Origin of the sequence: Bartonella grahamii subsp. shimonis (assembly GCF_036327415.1) — a bacterium.
In the GTDB taxonomy this organism is placed as follows: Bacteria; Pseudomonadota; Alphaproteobacteria; order Rhizobiales; family Rhizobiaceae; genus Bartonella; species Bartonella shimonis.
The window spans coordinates 1,676,978-1,691,941 of the sequence record NZ_CP123961.1; the positions used below are offsets into that span (position 1 = coordinate 1,676,978).

The 14,964-nt window shown below is 37.4% G+C and carries 9 protein-coding genes; 1 reads left to right on the forward strand and 8 read right to left on the reverse strand.

Annotation, left to right across the window (positions count from 1 at the left end; genetic code table 11):
• Positions 1-809 precede the first annotated feature (809 nt).
• Complete coding sequence (locus tag QHG57_RS07370) at positions 810-1,793, reverse strand: RluA family pseudouridine synthase (protein WP_330169033.1); 984 nt, start codon at positions 1,791-1,793, stop codon at positions 810-812.
• 235 nt (positions 1,794-2,028) lie between these two features.
• Here QHG57_RS07370 and QHG57_RS07375 point away from each other — a divergent pair, with 235 nt between their 5' ends.
• Positions 2,029-3,810 (forward strand): glucan ABC transporter ATP-binding protein/ permease, encoded by a 1,782-nt coding sequence (locus QHG57_RS07375; protein WP_330167748.1) that lies wholly within the window; start codon positions 2,029-2,031, stop codon positions 3,808-3,810.
• A 1,212-nt stretch (positions 3,811-5,022) separates the two neighbouring features.
• On the opposite strand, the gene alaS is transcribed toward QHG57_RS07375, so the two are convergent.
• The 7 genes from alaS to rpsK form a co-directional block, all read right to left on the reverse strand.
• Positions 5,023-7,689: an alanine--tRNA ligase gene (gene alaS / locus QHG57_RS07380; protein ID WP_330169034.1), complete on the reverse strand. Its 2,667-nt coding sequence runs from the start codon at positions 7,687-7,689 to the stop codon at positions 5,023-5,025.
• Between the two features lie 204 nt (positions 7,690-7,893).
• Positions 7,894-8,937, reverse strand: a complete 1,044-nt coding sequence (gene recA, locus QHG57_RS07385) for a recombinase RecA (RefSeq protein ID WP_330169035.1) — start codon at positions 8,935-8,937, stop codon at positions 7,894-7,896.
• A gap of 987 nt (positions 8,938-9,924) precedes the next feature.
• Positions 9,925-11,244 carry a replication-associated recombination protein A gene (locus QHG57_RS07390; protein WP_330169036.1) on the reverse strand — a complete coding sequence of 440 codons (1,320 nt, stop codon included), beginning with the start codon at positions 11,242-11,244 and terminating at the stop codon, positions 9,925-9,927.
• An 8-nt stretch (positions 11,245-11,252) separates the two neighbouring features.
• The gene (locus tag QHG57_RS07395) at positions 11,253-12,647 is read right to left on the reverse strand and encodes a DegQ family serine endoprotease (RefSeq protein ID WP_330167752.1); all 1,395 of its coding nucleotides are present in this window, start codon (positions 12,645-12,647) and stop codon (positions 11,253-11,255) included.
• A 264-nt stretch (positions 12,648-12,911) separates the two neighbouring features.
• Positions 12,912-13,340 (reverse strand): 50S ribosomal protein L17, encoded by a 429-nt coding sequence (rplQ, locus tag QHG57_RS07400; protein ID WP_330167753.1) that lies wholly within the window; start codon positions 13,338-13,340, stop codon positions 12,912-12,914.
• Positions 13,341-13,364: 24 nt separating this feature from the next.
• Entirely contained in the window at positions 13,365-14,378 is a 1,014-nt protein-coding gene (locus tag QHG57_RS07405; protein ID WP_330167754.1) for a DNA-directed RNA polymerase subunit alpha, read from the reverse strand.
• A gap of 94 nt (positions 14,379-14,472) precedes the next feature.
• A complete protein-coding gene (rpsK, locus tag QHG57_RS07410) occupies positions 14,473-14,862 on the reverse strand; it encodes a 30S ribosomal protein S11 (RefSeq protein WP_330167755.1) in 390 nt (129 codons plus the stop codon).
• Positions 14,863-14,964 lie beyond the last annotated feature (102 nt).

A 14,964-nucleotide genomic window follows, 5' to 3' on the forward strand; every position in this document is an offset into this window, starting at 1 on the left:
TTTCAACTTATCCCCACTTTGAATGTTCCCATAATAAATATCTGTTTTTGTTCACTAGAAAAAACAAAAGTGTTCAAGCCCTCCTTAGAGCAATAAAACGCATCTGATGTTTTATCTCCAGTTTTTTGTATAGATATTTTTTCAATGTGATGAGTTTACTTCAATGAAGCATTAAGATATTAAAAACTTATTTCTTCTTTTATGAAAGATAATCTTTTGAAGAAACTAAGTAAGTAGAAAAATAATTGCTCATTGAAAGGAGAACTTTGCTAATAAACCTTCATTGTATAAGCAAAGATACAAAGTATAAATCTATAATATACAAGTATAAATCTATAATATAAGCCTATCAAATCACTTTGATAACAGAACAAAATCCCTTGACAACACGAATTTTTGAGAGGCTACTTTTCCTCAGCATTACTATAAAATGCCTCAATTATTCTCCATGAAAAAATTAAAATAACCTTCACTATTTTAGTAAATATCTTTCAGATTTTATCTAACTCATCTCCCTCAACAGACACACCTCCCCAATATATGACCTCTGTAAATAATTCAAAGGAGCAGCTTCATCAACTCAGATTATTAAACGATACACCATATCCAAAAATAACAATACAATCAATATGGATAAAGAACTGTAGAAAGAAAACTTACAATATTCGAAAATTTCATCACTCAAAAACACAGTTTTCTCATAGCGATTAACTTATCAAAAACTTTCTCCAAATGATGCCTTATTCATCTTATCAAATCAAATTTATAGACAAAATTTGTATCAATTAAAAAGAACAAATGAAGTTTCTTTACTCTGTTTCAGCATCACTCTCATTAAAAGACAAAAGATTAAAACTTTGGACCATATGAGGTGGTAAAGGTGCAACAATATCCAATATTCCTCCTGATGGATGAGGAATACGAATACGACGTGCATGAAGATGAAGACGGTTTTGAATTCCTCCTGGTAATGTCCAATTACTATCAGAAAAAAAATACTTTGTATCGCCAATGATAGGATGATCCATATGGGCAGCATGCACACGAAGCTGATGTGTTCTCCCTGTATAGGGTTCCATTTCAAGCCACGAAAGAGCCCGCCCTCGCGTATCTAAAACGCGATAATAGGAAACCGCATGATGTGAATCTGGCTCCCCATGTTCACAAACGCGCATTTTGTCACCTTGTGCAGTCATTTCCTTAACCATCCACGTTGAAATTTTGTCCTGCTTTTTTTTAGGCACGCCCCGAACCAACGCCCAATAAGTCTTTTTTGTTTCTCGTGCTCTAAAAGCAGCTGTTAAGGACTGAGCAGCTCCCCTTGATCGCGCAACAATAAGCACACCCGACGTCTCACGATCAAGACGATGAACCAAACGCGGCTTTTCACCTTTTTTATTGCGCCATACCTCAAGCATACTATCCATATGACGTGTTAAACCAGAGCCTCCTTGTACAGCCAACCCAGCTGGTTTATTAAAAACAAAGACCTTTTGATCTTCATAAAGCAGCATTTTTTTCAAAACGGTTCCATCATCCTGCCCACGAAGTGTTTTATGCGTTATTGAAAGATTTTCCTTATTATTAATAGGAATAGGTGGAATACGAACAGCCTGCCCCATACAAAGACGCGTATCGGCTTTAACGCGTCCACCATCAACCCGTATCTGACCAGAACGCAATAATTTTTGCAAAGCTCCAAAACCAAGTCCTGGGTAATGCACTTTAAACCAGCGATCTAAGCGCATTCCATTTTCATCTGCCTCAACTTTTTTTATTTCTACGCTTGCCATAAAAGTTCCCTTACCTGATAATTTTCTCTGCCCAATATTTTTTACCTGATAATTTTATTGTTCTATTTTTGCGCCTTTATAAATACAAAAATTCATATTTTAGTTGGCTTTATCACACCATATTACAGTTAGTATCCAAAATTGCCTTTTCGTAACGTCCAAATTTTATTAGCTAAAAACTAAGCGTTATAAATCAACAGCCTTTACGCTTAATAGCAAATGGAGATAATTAACCGTGTCCTTATTCAAAACCTATACACGTGTTCTCACTTACCTAAATAGAGAAAAAAATGCATCCCTTTTAATCTGTACCGCTAATGTTATGTTAGCTATTATCACTATTGCAGAGCCTATTTTATTCGGACGCGTTATTGATTCTATTTCAGAAAAATCAGCTATCATTCCTACTCTTACCCTTTGGGTTTGTTTTGGACTTTCACATATTATTGCTTATGTCCTTGTTGCCCGCGGTGCTGACCGCTTAGCCCATAGACGCCGCTTAACGGTTTTAACGGAATCTTTCGAACGTATCATTGCCATGCCTTTAATTTGGCATCAACAACGCGGAACTTCTAACGCACTCCATACACTTTTGCGCGCGATAGACTCCATGTCAACCATATGGCTTGATTTTATGCGCCAACACCTCTCAACGCTTGTCGCCTTATTAGTTCTCATCCCCATAGCGTTTAATATGAATTGGCGTCTTTCAATAATCTTGGTTGTGCTTGCCATCATCTACATATTAATTGCACGTTTAGTGATGCGAAAAACAAAAGACGGACAAGCCGCCGTAGAATACTACCACCACAACCTTTTTAAACATGTCAGTGATTCAATCTCTAATGTTTCTATTGTACAAAGTTATAACCGAATAAAAGAAGAAACTTCTATACTGCATCAACATACAAATGCTCTGCTTAAAGCACAAAATCCTGTTCTCAATTGGTGGGCACTCGCCAGTGGCTTAAATCGAATGGCTTCAACAATTTCAATCGTTTGTGTTCTACTTCTTGGAGCTTTTTTTGTTACAAGAGGTCAATTACGAGTAGGTGAAGTCGTTGCTTTTGTTGGATTTGCACAACTCATGATTGGCCGTCTAGACCAAATGAGCAATTTTATTAATTGTACAATATCCTCACAAGCAAAACTGCAGGAATTTTTTGAAATGGAAGACTCAACCTTTCATGCCAACGAACCGCAAAATCTCCCTTCCCTCCAAAATGTTAAAGGCGCCATACAATTTCATCACGTGACCTATAAATTTCCAAATTCTTCTCAAGGTGTTTTTGATATTTCCTTTGAGGTTAAAGCAGGACAAACTGTTGCGATTGTAGGACCAACAGGGGCTGGGAAGACAACATTGATCAATCTGTTACAGCGCGTATATGACCCTACCTTTGGGCATATCTCCATTGATGGAATAAATATATGCTCGATCAATCACGAATCTTTACGTAAATCTCTAGCAACAGTATTTCAAGACTCGGGGCTTTTCAACCGTACTATTCATGACAATATCTCAATAGGAAAAGCGAGCGCAACGAATGAAGAACTTTATGAAGCTGCAAAAATAGCAGAAGCTCACGATTTTATTCTAAAAAAAGCCGATTGCTATAACACAATGGTGGGCGAACGAGGATCTCAATTATCAGGTGGAGAAAAACAGCGACTAGCAATTGCACGCGCTGTTTTAAAAAATGCCCCTATTCTCATTCTAGATGAAGCAACAAGCGCTCTTGATGTTGAAACAGAAGCACGTGTCAAAGATGCTCTCGATTGCATACGCCATAACCGCACTACTTTTATTATAGCGCATCGCCTCTCAACAGTACGCAATGCTGATGTGATACTCTTTCTGGAACATGGTTACTTAATGGAAAAAGGAAACTTTCAAGAATTGATCGATAAAGGGGGACGTTTCTCTAAATTTTTAAAGACAAGTGGTTTAACAATCAAACCACCAGAAAGAGAAGGAGAAAATATTATCCCCTTACATGAAGCCATAGCATCATAAAAACGATACTCTTCATAAATCTTATGCAAAAAATCCTCCTCAATACAACAAAAGCGCTTATATGATACAAGTAAAAAGATTTCTAAAAATGCCACAATCCATTTTAGGTGTTTAAGCCCAATATTAAAACAATTTAGTATTTTCTCTGCTATTGCAATTTTACTAGATTGAGACAAAAATATTGTCCTATATCTGTACATATTAACGAGTATACACTCTCATTTAGGGAAAATATAAAAACGTAAAGGTAAAAATAACTTCCAATTTTACCGTTTTACCGTTTTCTTTTAACTCAGCTTTACGAATTTCAAAACGAACTAAAGCAATAGCTTTCAAATAATGAATATTATATATTGTTTTGCACTTTTGTTTATCACGTTCTTTAGAGGTTTTCCATAAAGAACAAAACGTCACCATTCTGCATATTTATATGGCTTTTTTAAGAAACATTTCTCAATGCTCCTAAACACATTTCACAACGACATCCGTGAATGATTTTGATTAATTTAACATACACAGAATTTGAAACGATAAATTATCATTATAAAGCGACTTATTAAAAAAATAATAACATAATAAATTAGACATTAATCTAAATCTTTAGATTTATGTAACATTTCTTTGATTTATATAGATAATTTATTACTTTATAACTTGTAATAAAGCCTCATAAAGATAGGAAAATATTTTTTAAAGACCTTTTAATGATAAATCAAAAAACTGCTTTCTTGTACATAACAAGCAAAATGGAGACAATACAATAGCTCTAAGATACAACAACCCTTGTATAAGTTTTTTCAAGGAAAGGAATTTTAGTTATTTGGAAGCTAATAGAATAATGATAGTTTATAACTTTATAAGGATAATCGTATGCAATAAATCTTGTATTATTCCTTTCATAAAAAGAGATATTTCTTCAAAAAAATCTATAAGAGCAACATAATAACTAGTACTCCTAGTAAAAGAATATACAGCAAAGCATGAAGTGCTGCATAATTTATCTTATCTTAAAACGGTAACTCCTGAAACGCTTGGAAGCTATAAAGCCAAATGAAAAAGTAATGATAAAGACAAACACTGTTTTTATCTTTACACATTGTATTTTTCCCCCTGTATCTGCATTTCAGAAAGACACCAGACAGATATTCGTGATACTTAGATGCAATCCAATATAAAAATGTAAAAAACACCTATGCAGAATGATTTCATTGTTTAATTTTTTTCCAAAAAATCTTTTAGTGCCGCAAATGCCTCATCAGCTTTGTTCCCCTCAGGACCACCAGCCTGCGCCATATCAGGACGACCACCTCCACCTTTACCACCAAGCATAGCTGAAAGAATACGAACGAGATCAACAGCATTTAACTTACCCGTTAAATCATCCGTAACGCCGACAACAGCACTCCCTTTTCCATCATCCGAAACACTAATAAAAGCAACCACTCCAGATCCGATTTGTTTTTTCTCAGAATCGACGAGTGCTTTAAGATCCCGTGGTAAAATATTTTTAACAACGCGTCCGGTAAAAGAAAGCCCATTAATGATGGTAATATCGCCTTGGCTCCTTTCTCTTATTCCACCACTCAACATCATTTTCTTGCGTACATCATTCAATTCTTTTTCAAGTTTACGACGGTCATCAAGCAAAATTCGCACCCGTTCTTCCACGCCAGCAGAAGAAGTTTTTAAAAGATCAGCAATTTCATGAACACGTTCATCTTGGCGGCTAAGATAAAGACGTGCTTCTTTGCCTGTTAAGGCTTCAATACGCCGCACTCCAGCAGCTACAGAACTTTCAGAAATAATATGAATCAAACCGATATCACCTGTTCGTTCCACATGTGTACCCCCACAAAGCTCTATTGACCAACGCTTTTTTAATCTTTCCTGTTCAAGTGGCTCCCCCATAGAAACAACACGAACTTCATCACCATATTTTTCACCAAATAATGCCATTGCACCTTCAGAAATTGCATCATCTACAGCCATGAGACACGTTGTTACTTCACTATTTTGCAAAATAATCTCATTTGCTAAATCTTCTATTTTTTTCAATTCTTCCAAAGAAACAGATTTTGGATGAGAAAAATCAAAACGCAATCGATCTGGCGATACAAGAGAGCCCTTTTGTGTAACATGAGATCCCAAAACTTGTCGTAAAGCTTCATGTAACAAATGAGTAGCAGAATGATTTACACAAATTTTTTTACGACGAACAATATCAACGGTTAATTCTACACAATCAGACCTCGATGCCTGACCAGATTTTACTTCTCCAATATGAATAAAAAGACCATCGCCTTTTCTCTGAGTATCATGCACCTCAAAAATAAAATCTTCATTAGAAATGATACCGCTATCACCAATCTGCCCCCCAGATTCACCATAAAAAGGTGTCTGATTAACAACAAGTATAGCTTTCTGACCTGAAGAAATATGATCAACGAGTTTACCATCACACACAAGAGCTGTAAGAATGCCTTTAGCCGTTTCTGTTTCATAACCCAAAAATTCTGTAGCCCCCACTTTATCATGAATAGAAAACCAGATCTTTTCTGTTACAGCTTCCCCAGAACCAGACCAATTGGCACGCGCTTCCTCTTTTTGACGTTCCATCGCTTTATCAAAGGTATCAACATCAACAGATATCCCACGACGCCGCAAAACATCCTGCGTTAAATCAAGCGGAAAACCATAGGTATCATAAAGCTTGAAAGCAACTTCACCATTTAAATGATCTCCTTCTTTAAGATCGGCACTTGCTTCATTTAACAAACCAAGTCCTCGTTCAAGCGTTTTACGAAAACGTATTTCTTCTAACCTTAAAGTTTCTGAAATCAAAGATTCAGCACGCATCAATTCAGGATAGGCCTCTCCCATTTCGCGGTTTAAAGCAGGCAAAAGTCGCCACATTAAGGGCTCTTTAGCACCAAGAAGATGTGCATGACGCATAGCTCGACGCATAATACGACGTAGAACATATCCTCGTCCTTCGTTAGAAGGAAGAACACCATCAGCAATTAAAAATGCCGATGAGCGAAGATGATCAGCAATGACACGATGGCTGGCAATAAAATCACCCGTTGCTTCAACCCCTGTTATCTCCTGTGAGGCACCAATTAATGCACGAAAAAGATCAATATCATAATTATCATGAACACCCTGCAAAACAGCAGCAATACGCTCTAATCCCATACCGGTATCAATAGAAGGATGAGGCAAGCCAACACGTTCTTCCTTGGAAATTTGCTCATATTGCATAAAAACAAGATTCCAAATCTCAATAAAGCGATCGCCATTTTCTTCCATACTTCCAGGAGGACCGCCCCAGATTTCATCGCCATGATCATAAAAAATCTCTGAACAAGGACCGCAAGGACCTGTTTCGCCCATCGACCAAAAATTATCAGCCGTCGCAATACGGACAATTTTTTCATCTGGAAGACCTGAAATTTTACGCCACAGTTCAGCAGCAACATCATCACTCTGATAAACTGTCACCAACAATTTATCTTTTGGTAAGCAAAATTCCTTCGTTAAAAGATTCCATGATAAAAAAATGGCTTCTTCTTTGAAATAATCACCGAAAGAAAAATTACCCAACATTTCAAAAAATGTATGATGGCGTGCTGTATAACCAACATTATCAAGATCATTATGCTTTCCACCCGCACGAACACATTTTTGTGCCGTTGTTGCCTGCTTATAAGGAGGTTGTTCAAGTCCAGTAAAAACATTTTTAAACTGCACCATTCCAGCATTTGTAAACATGAGTGTAGGATCATTACGTGGAACAAGAGGGCTAGAAGAAAGAACTTTATGCCCATTACGATGAAAATAATCTAAAAATATTGACCGGATATTATTAACACTATTCATATTGACACCTGCTCAATACAGCACAAAATCATAAAATAAAACTCCCCCTCATTAAATATCCTCTTCGCCACGCATGGAGTCAATTTAATCAAAGAATGGAATATTTGTTATAAAAAATTGAGAAAAATGACTGTATATTTAAAAACTCAACAAAAAAATAGAAAAATCTTAAAGAAGAAATTATAGACGAAAAAAAACGCTCCATCAAATGGCTTCATCGCTTTCTATATTTGCTGACCCTGCATTTTCTAACAATTCAATCGCAATCAAACCAGCATTTTGGCGCAAAGCTGCCTCAATCTCTGCAGCTATTTCCGCATGTTCACGTAAAAACTGCTTTGCATTCTCACGCCCCTGTCCTAAACGCTGAGAATTATAAGAAAACCATGCACCAGATTTCTCCACAATACCAACCTTGACACCCAAATCAATCAATTCACCTACTTTGGAAATACCTTCACCATAAATAATATCAAACTCAACCTGTTTAAATGGAGGTGCCAGTTTATTCTTCACCACTTTAACGCGCGTCTGATTACCAACGATTGCATCCCTATCTTTAATGGATCCAATACGACGAATATCTAAACGAACAGACGCATAAAACTTTAAAGCGTTTCCACCCGTTGTCGTTTCGGGAGAACCAAACATCACACCAATTTTCATGCGAATTTGATTAATAAAGACAACCATACAGTTAGAGCGAAAAATTGCTGCTGTTAATTTTCGCAACGCTTTACTCATTAACCGCGCTTGCAATCCGGGCAAAGCATCACCCATTTCACCGTCAATCTCCGCTCGCGGTGTTAAAGCTGCGACAGAATCCACAACAAGCACATCAACTGCACCAGAACGAACCAACGTTTCTGTAATTTCCAATGCCTGTTCACCGGTATCTGGCTGAGAAATGAACAAGTTTTCTAAATCAACACCAAGCTTACGCGCATAAATAGGATCAAGCGCATGCTCTGCATCAATAAAAGCACAAATTCCACCCCCTTTCTGTGCTTCAGCAATAGCATGTAAAGCCAATGTTGTTTTCCCTGAACTTTCTGGTCCATAAATCTCAACAATACGCCCCTTCGGTAGTCCACCAATCCCTAAAGCAATATCCAAGGATAACGACCCTGTTGGAACTGTTTCAATTTCAACAACCTGCTCCTTTTGCCCAAGACGCATAATCGAGCCTTTACCAAAAGAACGTTCAATTTGTGAGAGAGCAGCATCGAGAGCTTTTGTTTTATCCACGATTATATCCTTGACCAATTCATAATAACCTAAAACTTAAGTGTACACTGTACTTTTAATTTAACTAAAGGCTTCAGTTTAGATTTTCACAGACTATTTCCATTCCTATCTCCACATTATGTCCATAACATTCATAACCATCACAATAAAGAATTAGCATTGCTTATCTTATGACACATAAGTAAACTCCAATAAAATAATATCTCTATGAGAGCATAGTTAACATATTTATATCTCTCTAGAAAAGGAACAATTTAAATTTAAACACAATGTTCTAAAGCCCTTCTGCTTATCCCTTTGATTAAGCACTTAAGAGACTAAGAGTTCTCCTGCAATTGATCACACAAAAACGCATCATCAATCAACCTCATACCCTATTGCATCAAAGAACAAAATGCTATTGTGTCGGCATATTCATGCACTTGATTTAAGAAAAATCTCTCAACGCTTCCAAGCTCACTTCGCGACAACATCCATGAATGGTATACTTAAAACATATTGGGCTCACCACCTTTACACTAAAGAAGGAGCAAGTCGGCAGCATCACACTATTTACCATCCCCAATGTTGCGATAGCTCTCGGCACTTGAGACGATTCATAAGAGGAATTTTTAGTCCTTTCTTGTATAGTTTTTATCACATGCTAATCCTGCTCGTAGCATGCACACGAATGATTTAATTGATTCAACAAATAACAGGCTTGGAATGAGAGAAATTTACAGTACTTGAAACTTTCCTTCAACTTATAAAACAGTTAATTATCATGATAAATCAATATATTATTTAATAAAACCACAAAAATAAAGCTGCTTAAGAATTGAATGGCATATTTAAATTTGATAAAAAATATGCATTTTTGAAAATATCAAAAAATCTCTATAAGCAATGCAATAAATGTTTAAAATATAAGCTAAATTTCTCATACAATAACATAAGAGATAAAAAATAAATCCGAGATCAATAAAAAAACGTATTTCAACTCAAATTTTATTTTTGATTTTTACGTTTTTTGCGCAATTGTTTCCACCACTCAAGACGTTTCACAATTTCACGCTCAAAGCCACGCTCAACTGGTTTATAATAACTCTGACGCCCAAGTTTTTCGGGAAAATATTCTTGTCCTGAAAAAGCATCTGGTTCATCATGGTCATAACAATAACCATTTCCATACCCTTCCTCCTTCATAAATTTCGTAGGAGCATTAAGAATATGCTTAGGAGGTGGTAAAGAGCCATTTTTGCGCGCACAACGCAGTGCTGCCTTATACGCGAGATATGTTGCATTTGACTTTGGTGCAGTCGCAACATAAAGACATGCTTGCGCCAAAGCCAATTCTCCTTCTGGTGATCCTAAATAATCATAGGCATCTTTTGCTGCATTACAAATGACAAGAGCTTGAGGATCCGCCAAACCAACATCTTCAACTGCCATACGAACCAATCTTCGCCCAATATAGAGAGGATCTTCACCAGCATCCAACATACGTGCCAAATAATAAAGCGCAGCATCAGGATCAGATCCACGAACGGATTTATGCAACGCTGAAATGAGATTATAATGCCCATCTCGTCCTTTATCATAAATGGGCGCACGACGCTGAATAACTTTTTGCAAAGCAACAACATCAAGAATCTCTCCCAATGGTGCAATAGACCAAACTTCCTCTGCCAATGTTAACGCTACCCGCGCATCACCATCAGACATCTCTATCAAAACGTCTCTGGCATCATTATCCAAGGGAAGAATTTTTCCCTCCACTTCTTCAGCACGCCTCAAAAGCATGTCCAAACTTTCATGATCATGAGAAAGAAATGTTAAAACACGTGCACGCGAAAGAAGAGCAGCATTAAGTTCAAAAGAAGGATTTTCGGTTGTCGCACCTATAAGTACCACAGTACCATCTTCCATCACAGGAAGAAAACTATCCTGCTGTGCACGGTTAAACCGATGAATTTCATCAACAAAGAGAAGTGTTTTATCCCCAGATATAAAACGCCTCTGCGCAAATTCAAAAATCTTTTTAAGTTCAGAAACTCCTGTAAAAATAGCAGAAACCTGTTCAAACGCGAAATTTGTTTCAAGAGCCAACAAACGTGCAACGGTCGTTTTTCCCGTCCCTGGAGGTCCCCAAAAAATCATCGATCCAATTGAGCCAGCCGCCACCATACGTGAAAGCAAACCATCCTCCCCAATCAAATGCTTTTGTCCTACAACATCATTGAGAGAAGCAGGGCGCATTCTTTCTGCAAGTGGCTGATTTTTATTAACTTGAAAATCAAACGACGAAGTAAAAAAATCTTTCTTCAAAAAAAACCTCAACGAATAAATTGGCGAATATACATACCATCACGTTCATATTCCAATTGCCAAGTACGCGAACGAGCTTGCATAAGAATCTTTTTCAACTGATGAATTGTTTTAATTTTATGGCCATTTACAACACGTAGAATATCTCCTGACTGAAAAATTCCAGCTGCATTACTCATTTCATCAAGATTGGTAATCACAACCCCTTTTGCAGATATAGGAAGATGAAAACGTCGACTATTTTGCGGTGTTAAATCTAACACTTCAGCACCAGCAAGAGGACTGTCACCCGTAATTTTTTCAGATTTTAAAAATGCAGTTTCTGATATCGATGAAAGTGTTATTTGTGTTTTTAAAGTTTTTCCACTTCGTAAATATTCCAAAGTAAGACTATGCTCAACATCAGCTGTCATCAAACGATACCCAAGACTATCTGGACTATCAACGCGTACCCCCTGCACACTCAAAATAACATCACCTACTTTCAATCCAGCTTTTTCAGCAGGACTATCTTTGATAACTTCAATAATCAGAGCACCATAGGGACGTTCTAAACCTAAACCACCAGCAATATCAGATGTAACATTTTGAAAAGAAGCCCCAATATAAGGCGGCACAAAATATTTTCCACCGCGTTTAACAGTATCAAGCATCACTTTTACAAGATTAACTGGAATAGCAAAACCAATCCCTACAGAACCACCAGAACGCGAATAAATAGCCGTATTAATTCCGATTAACTGCCCTTTCATATCAATTAAAGCGCCACCAGAATTCCCTGGATTAATGGCCGCGTCTGTTTGAATAAAAAAGTCAAAATCAGAAATCCCAACACGTGTACGCGCTTGCGCTGAAACAATACCACTTGTAACTGTTTGACCAACACCAAAAGGATTACCAATAGCAAGAACAAGATCACCAACTTCAACAGCATCAGAATTTCCCAAAGAAAGAACAGGGAATTGAGCATCTTTTTCCTCGACTTCAAGAATTGCAATATCAGTTGCTTCATCTTTGAGCACAATCTTACTCTCAAACTCCCGCCCATCAGAAAAAGCCACTTTAATTTCGCTTGCATCTTTAATGACGTGGTAATTTGTAACAATCAAACCACGTGCATCAACAATCACCCCTGATCCTAATGACGATTGCTTGCGAATAGGAAATTTATTTTGAAAACGACCAAAAAATTGCTCAAAAAATGGATCGCCTTCAAAAGGTGATCGTGCTCTAATTTGTCGAGCTGCATAAATATTTACAACAGATGGAACTGTCTTTTTAACTAAAGGAGCAAAAGAAAGAGTAATTTCTGTTTGTGTTTGAGGAACATGAGCATATACATGATCAAATGATATCTGCATCATAATTGCAAAAAAAATCCGCACCCAAAAAGAATACCTCATAATCCACTCCTTATAAAATCAGCACATTCTGTTGAAGATTAATAGAATTAAAAAACTCATCCCCGCAAATTAAGGACCTCTATTAATATTTCATAATAGAGAATAAAAACTATTTGAACAAAAAATATTATAAAAATAAGATAATTCAATATCCTATAATTTTCTCTCTGCACCTATTTCTCAACTAAAACAAACTTAAAAATGCTTACAAAAAAACCGCCTAAGACAAGGCGGTCTTTAAAAATCCAACAGAATAAAAAAACTCTACGAAGATGTCCTCTTTTCATTCTCAGAAGCCTCCATGCGAGCACGATCCCCAGCACCCTTCGCCTCAACATCACGATCAACAAATTCTATAACAGCCATGGGCGCATTATCACCGGTGCGAAACCCCGCTTTCATAATACGCAAATATCCACCGTTGCGTGATGCATAACGTGGCGCAAGCGTATCAAATAATTTTGCAACCTTTCCTGCATCACGAAGTACTGCAATTGCTTGCCGACGCGCATGCAAACCACCACGCTTACCAAGAGTAACGAGTTTTTCAACAATAGGACGGATTTCTTTAGCCTTTGGAAGCGTTGTCATAATCTGCTCATGCTCGATCAACGAAGTTGCCATATTTGCAAACATCGCTTTACGGTGACTGGCAGTACGACTCAACTTGCGTCCTGACTTACTATGGCGCATAAGCCCTCTCCTTAAATTCTAATTTTAATATTGATCTTCATAACGTTTTGCAAGATCATCAATGTTTTCAGGCGGCCACGCAGGAATTTCCATCCCAAGATGTAAACCCATACATGCCAAGACTTCTTTAATCTCATTCAACGATTTGCGACCAAAATTCGGTGTCCGAAGCATTTCAGATTCTGTTTTTTGAATAAGATCACCAATATAGACAATATTATCATTCTTAAGACAATTCGCCGAACGAACTGAAAGTTCTAATTCATCCACTTTTTTAAGAAGTGCAGGATTAAAAGAAAGCTCAGAATCAGCCTCTTCAATAGGCTCCTTTTGTGGCTCTTCAAAGTTAATAAATAACGATAATTGATCCTGAAGAATGCGTGCTGCAAAAGCAACAGCATCCTCTCCATTAACAGCACCATTCGTTTCAATCGTTAAGGTCAATTTATCATAATCCAAAACTTGACCTTCACGCGTATTTTCCACTTTATAAGACACTTTACGAATTGGTGAATAAAGACTATCAATTGGAATAAGCCCTATACGTGCATCATCAACACAATTACGATCAGATGGAACATACCCCTTTCCTGTGTTGACAATAAATTCCATACGAATTTCAGCATCTTCATCAAGAGTACAAATAACATGATCTGGATTTAGAATTTTCATATCCCCAACAGTACTGATATCTCCCGCCTTCACAACACCAGGGCCCTCTTTATAAACAACGACACGTTTAGGACCTTCTTCTTCCATACGAAGCGCAATTTCTTTTATATTCAGAATAATATCCGTAACATCCTCACGCACACCCGGAATCGATGAAAACTCATGTAAGACACCGTCAATCTGCACAGCAGTAATAGCAGCACCACGAAGCGAAGATAACAACACGCGACGAAGTGCATTTCCTAATGTTAAGCCAAAACCCCGCTCAAGAGGCTCAGCAATCACACTTATAATATTTGGATTATCATGCGCACATGATTCAACCTTATTGGGTTTAATAAGTTCCTGCCAGTTTTTCTGGATCATATTTTTATTCCCGTTCTTTAGTTCCGTTACCATTCAATCGTAACGACCAATGTGAACATCAGAGAGATCTCCGACAACAAAAAACAACACCCAATTAAACACGCCGCCTTTTCCGCGGACGACACCCATTATGAGGAATTGGTGTTACATCACGAATAGAAGTAATGACAAAACCAACAGATTGCAACGCACGTAGAGCAGATTCACGCCCTGATCCAGGTCCACAAACTTCAACTTCCAAAGAACGCATACCATGCTCTTGCGCTTTTCTTGCACAATCCTCTGCAGCAACTTGAGCAGCAAAAGGTGTCGATTTACGCGCACCCTTAAACCCCTGAGCCCCTGCAGATGACCAAGCAATTGCATTACCCTGAGCATCAGTAATAGTAATCATTGTGTTATTAAATGTTGAATTAATATGCACAACACCCGATGTAATATTTTTACGTTCGCGACGACGAACACGTGTGGCTTCCTTGGCCATAATTTCCCTTTCAACGATCTCATCACTGCCGTAACATCAGCAGCTCCACCTTCTTTTCCTTGTCAAACAAATCAAACAAGGAAATAGAATATATAAAAACCT

Excerpts from the sequence above, each read along its gene's own strand:
- alaS (WP_330169034.1), bottom strand. The coding sequence starts at position 7,689 with ATGAATAGTGTTAATAATATCCGGTCAATATTTTTAGATTATTTTCAT.
- QHG57_RS07395 (WP_330167752.1), bottom strand. The coding sequence starts at position 12,647 with ATGAGGTATTCTTTTTGGGTGCGGATTTTTTTTGCAATTATGATGCAG.
- QHG57_RS07370 (WP_330169033.1), bottom strand. The coding sequence starts at position 1,793 with ATGGCAAGCGTAGAAATAAAAAAAGTTGAGGCAGATGAAAATGGAATG.
- rpsK (WP_330167755.1), bottom strand. The coding sequence starts at position 14,862 with ATGGCCAAGGAAGCCACACGTGTTCGTCGTCGCGAACGTAAAAATATT.
- rplQ (WP_330167753.1), bottom strand. The coding sequence starts at position 13,340 with ATGCGCCATAGTAAGTCAGGACGCAAGTTGAGTCGTACTGCCAGTCAC.
- QHG57_RS07405 (WP_330167754.1), bottom strand. The coding sequence starts at position 14,378 with ATGATCCAGAAAAACTGGCAGGAACTTATTAAACCCAATAAGGTTGAA.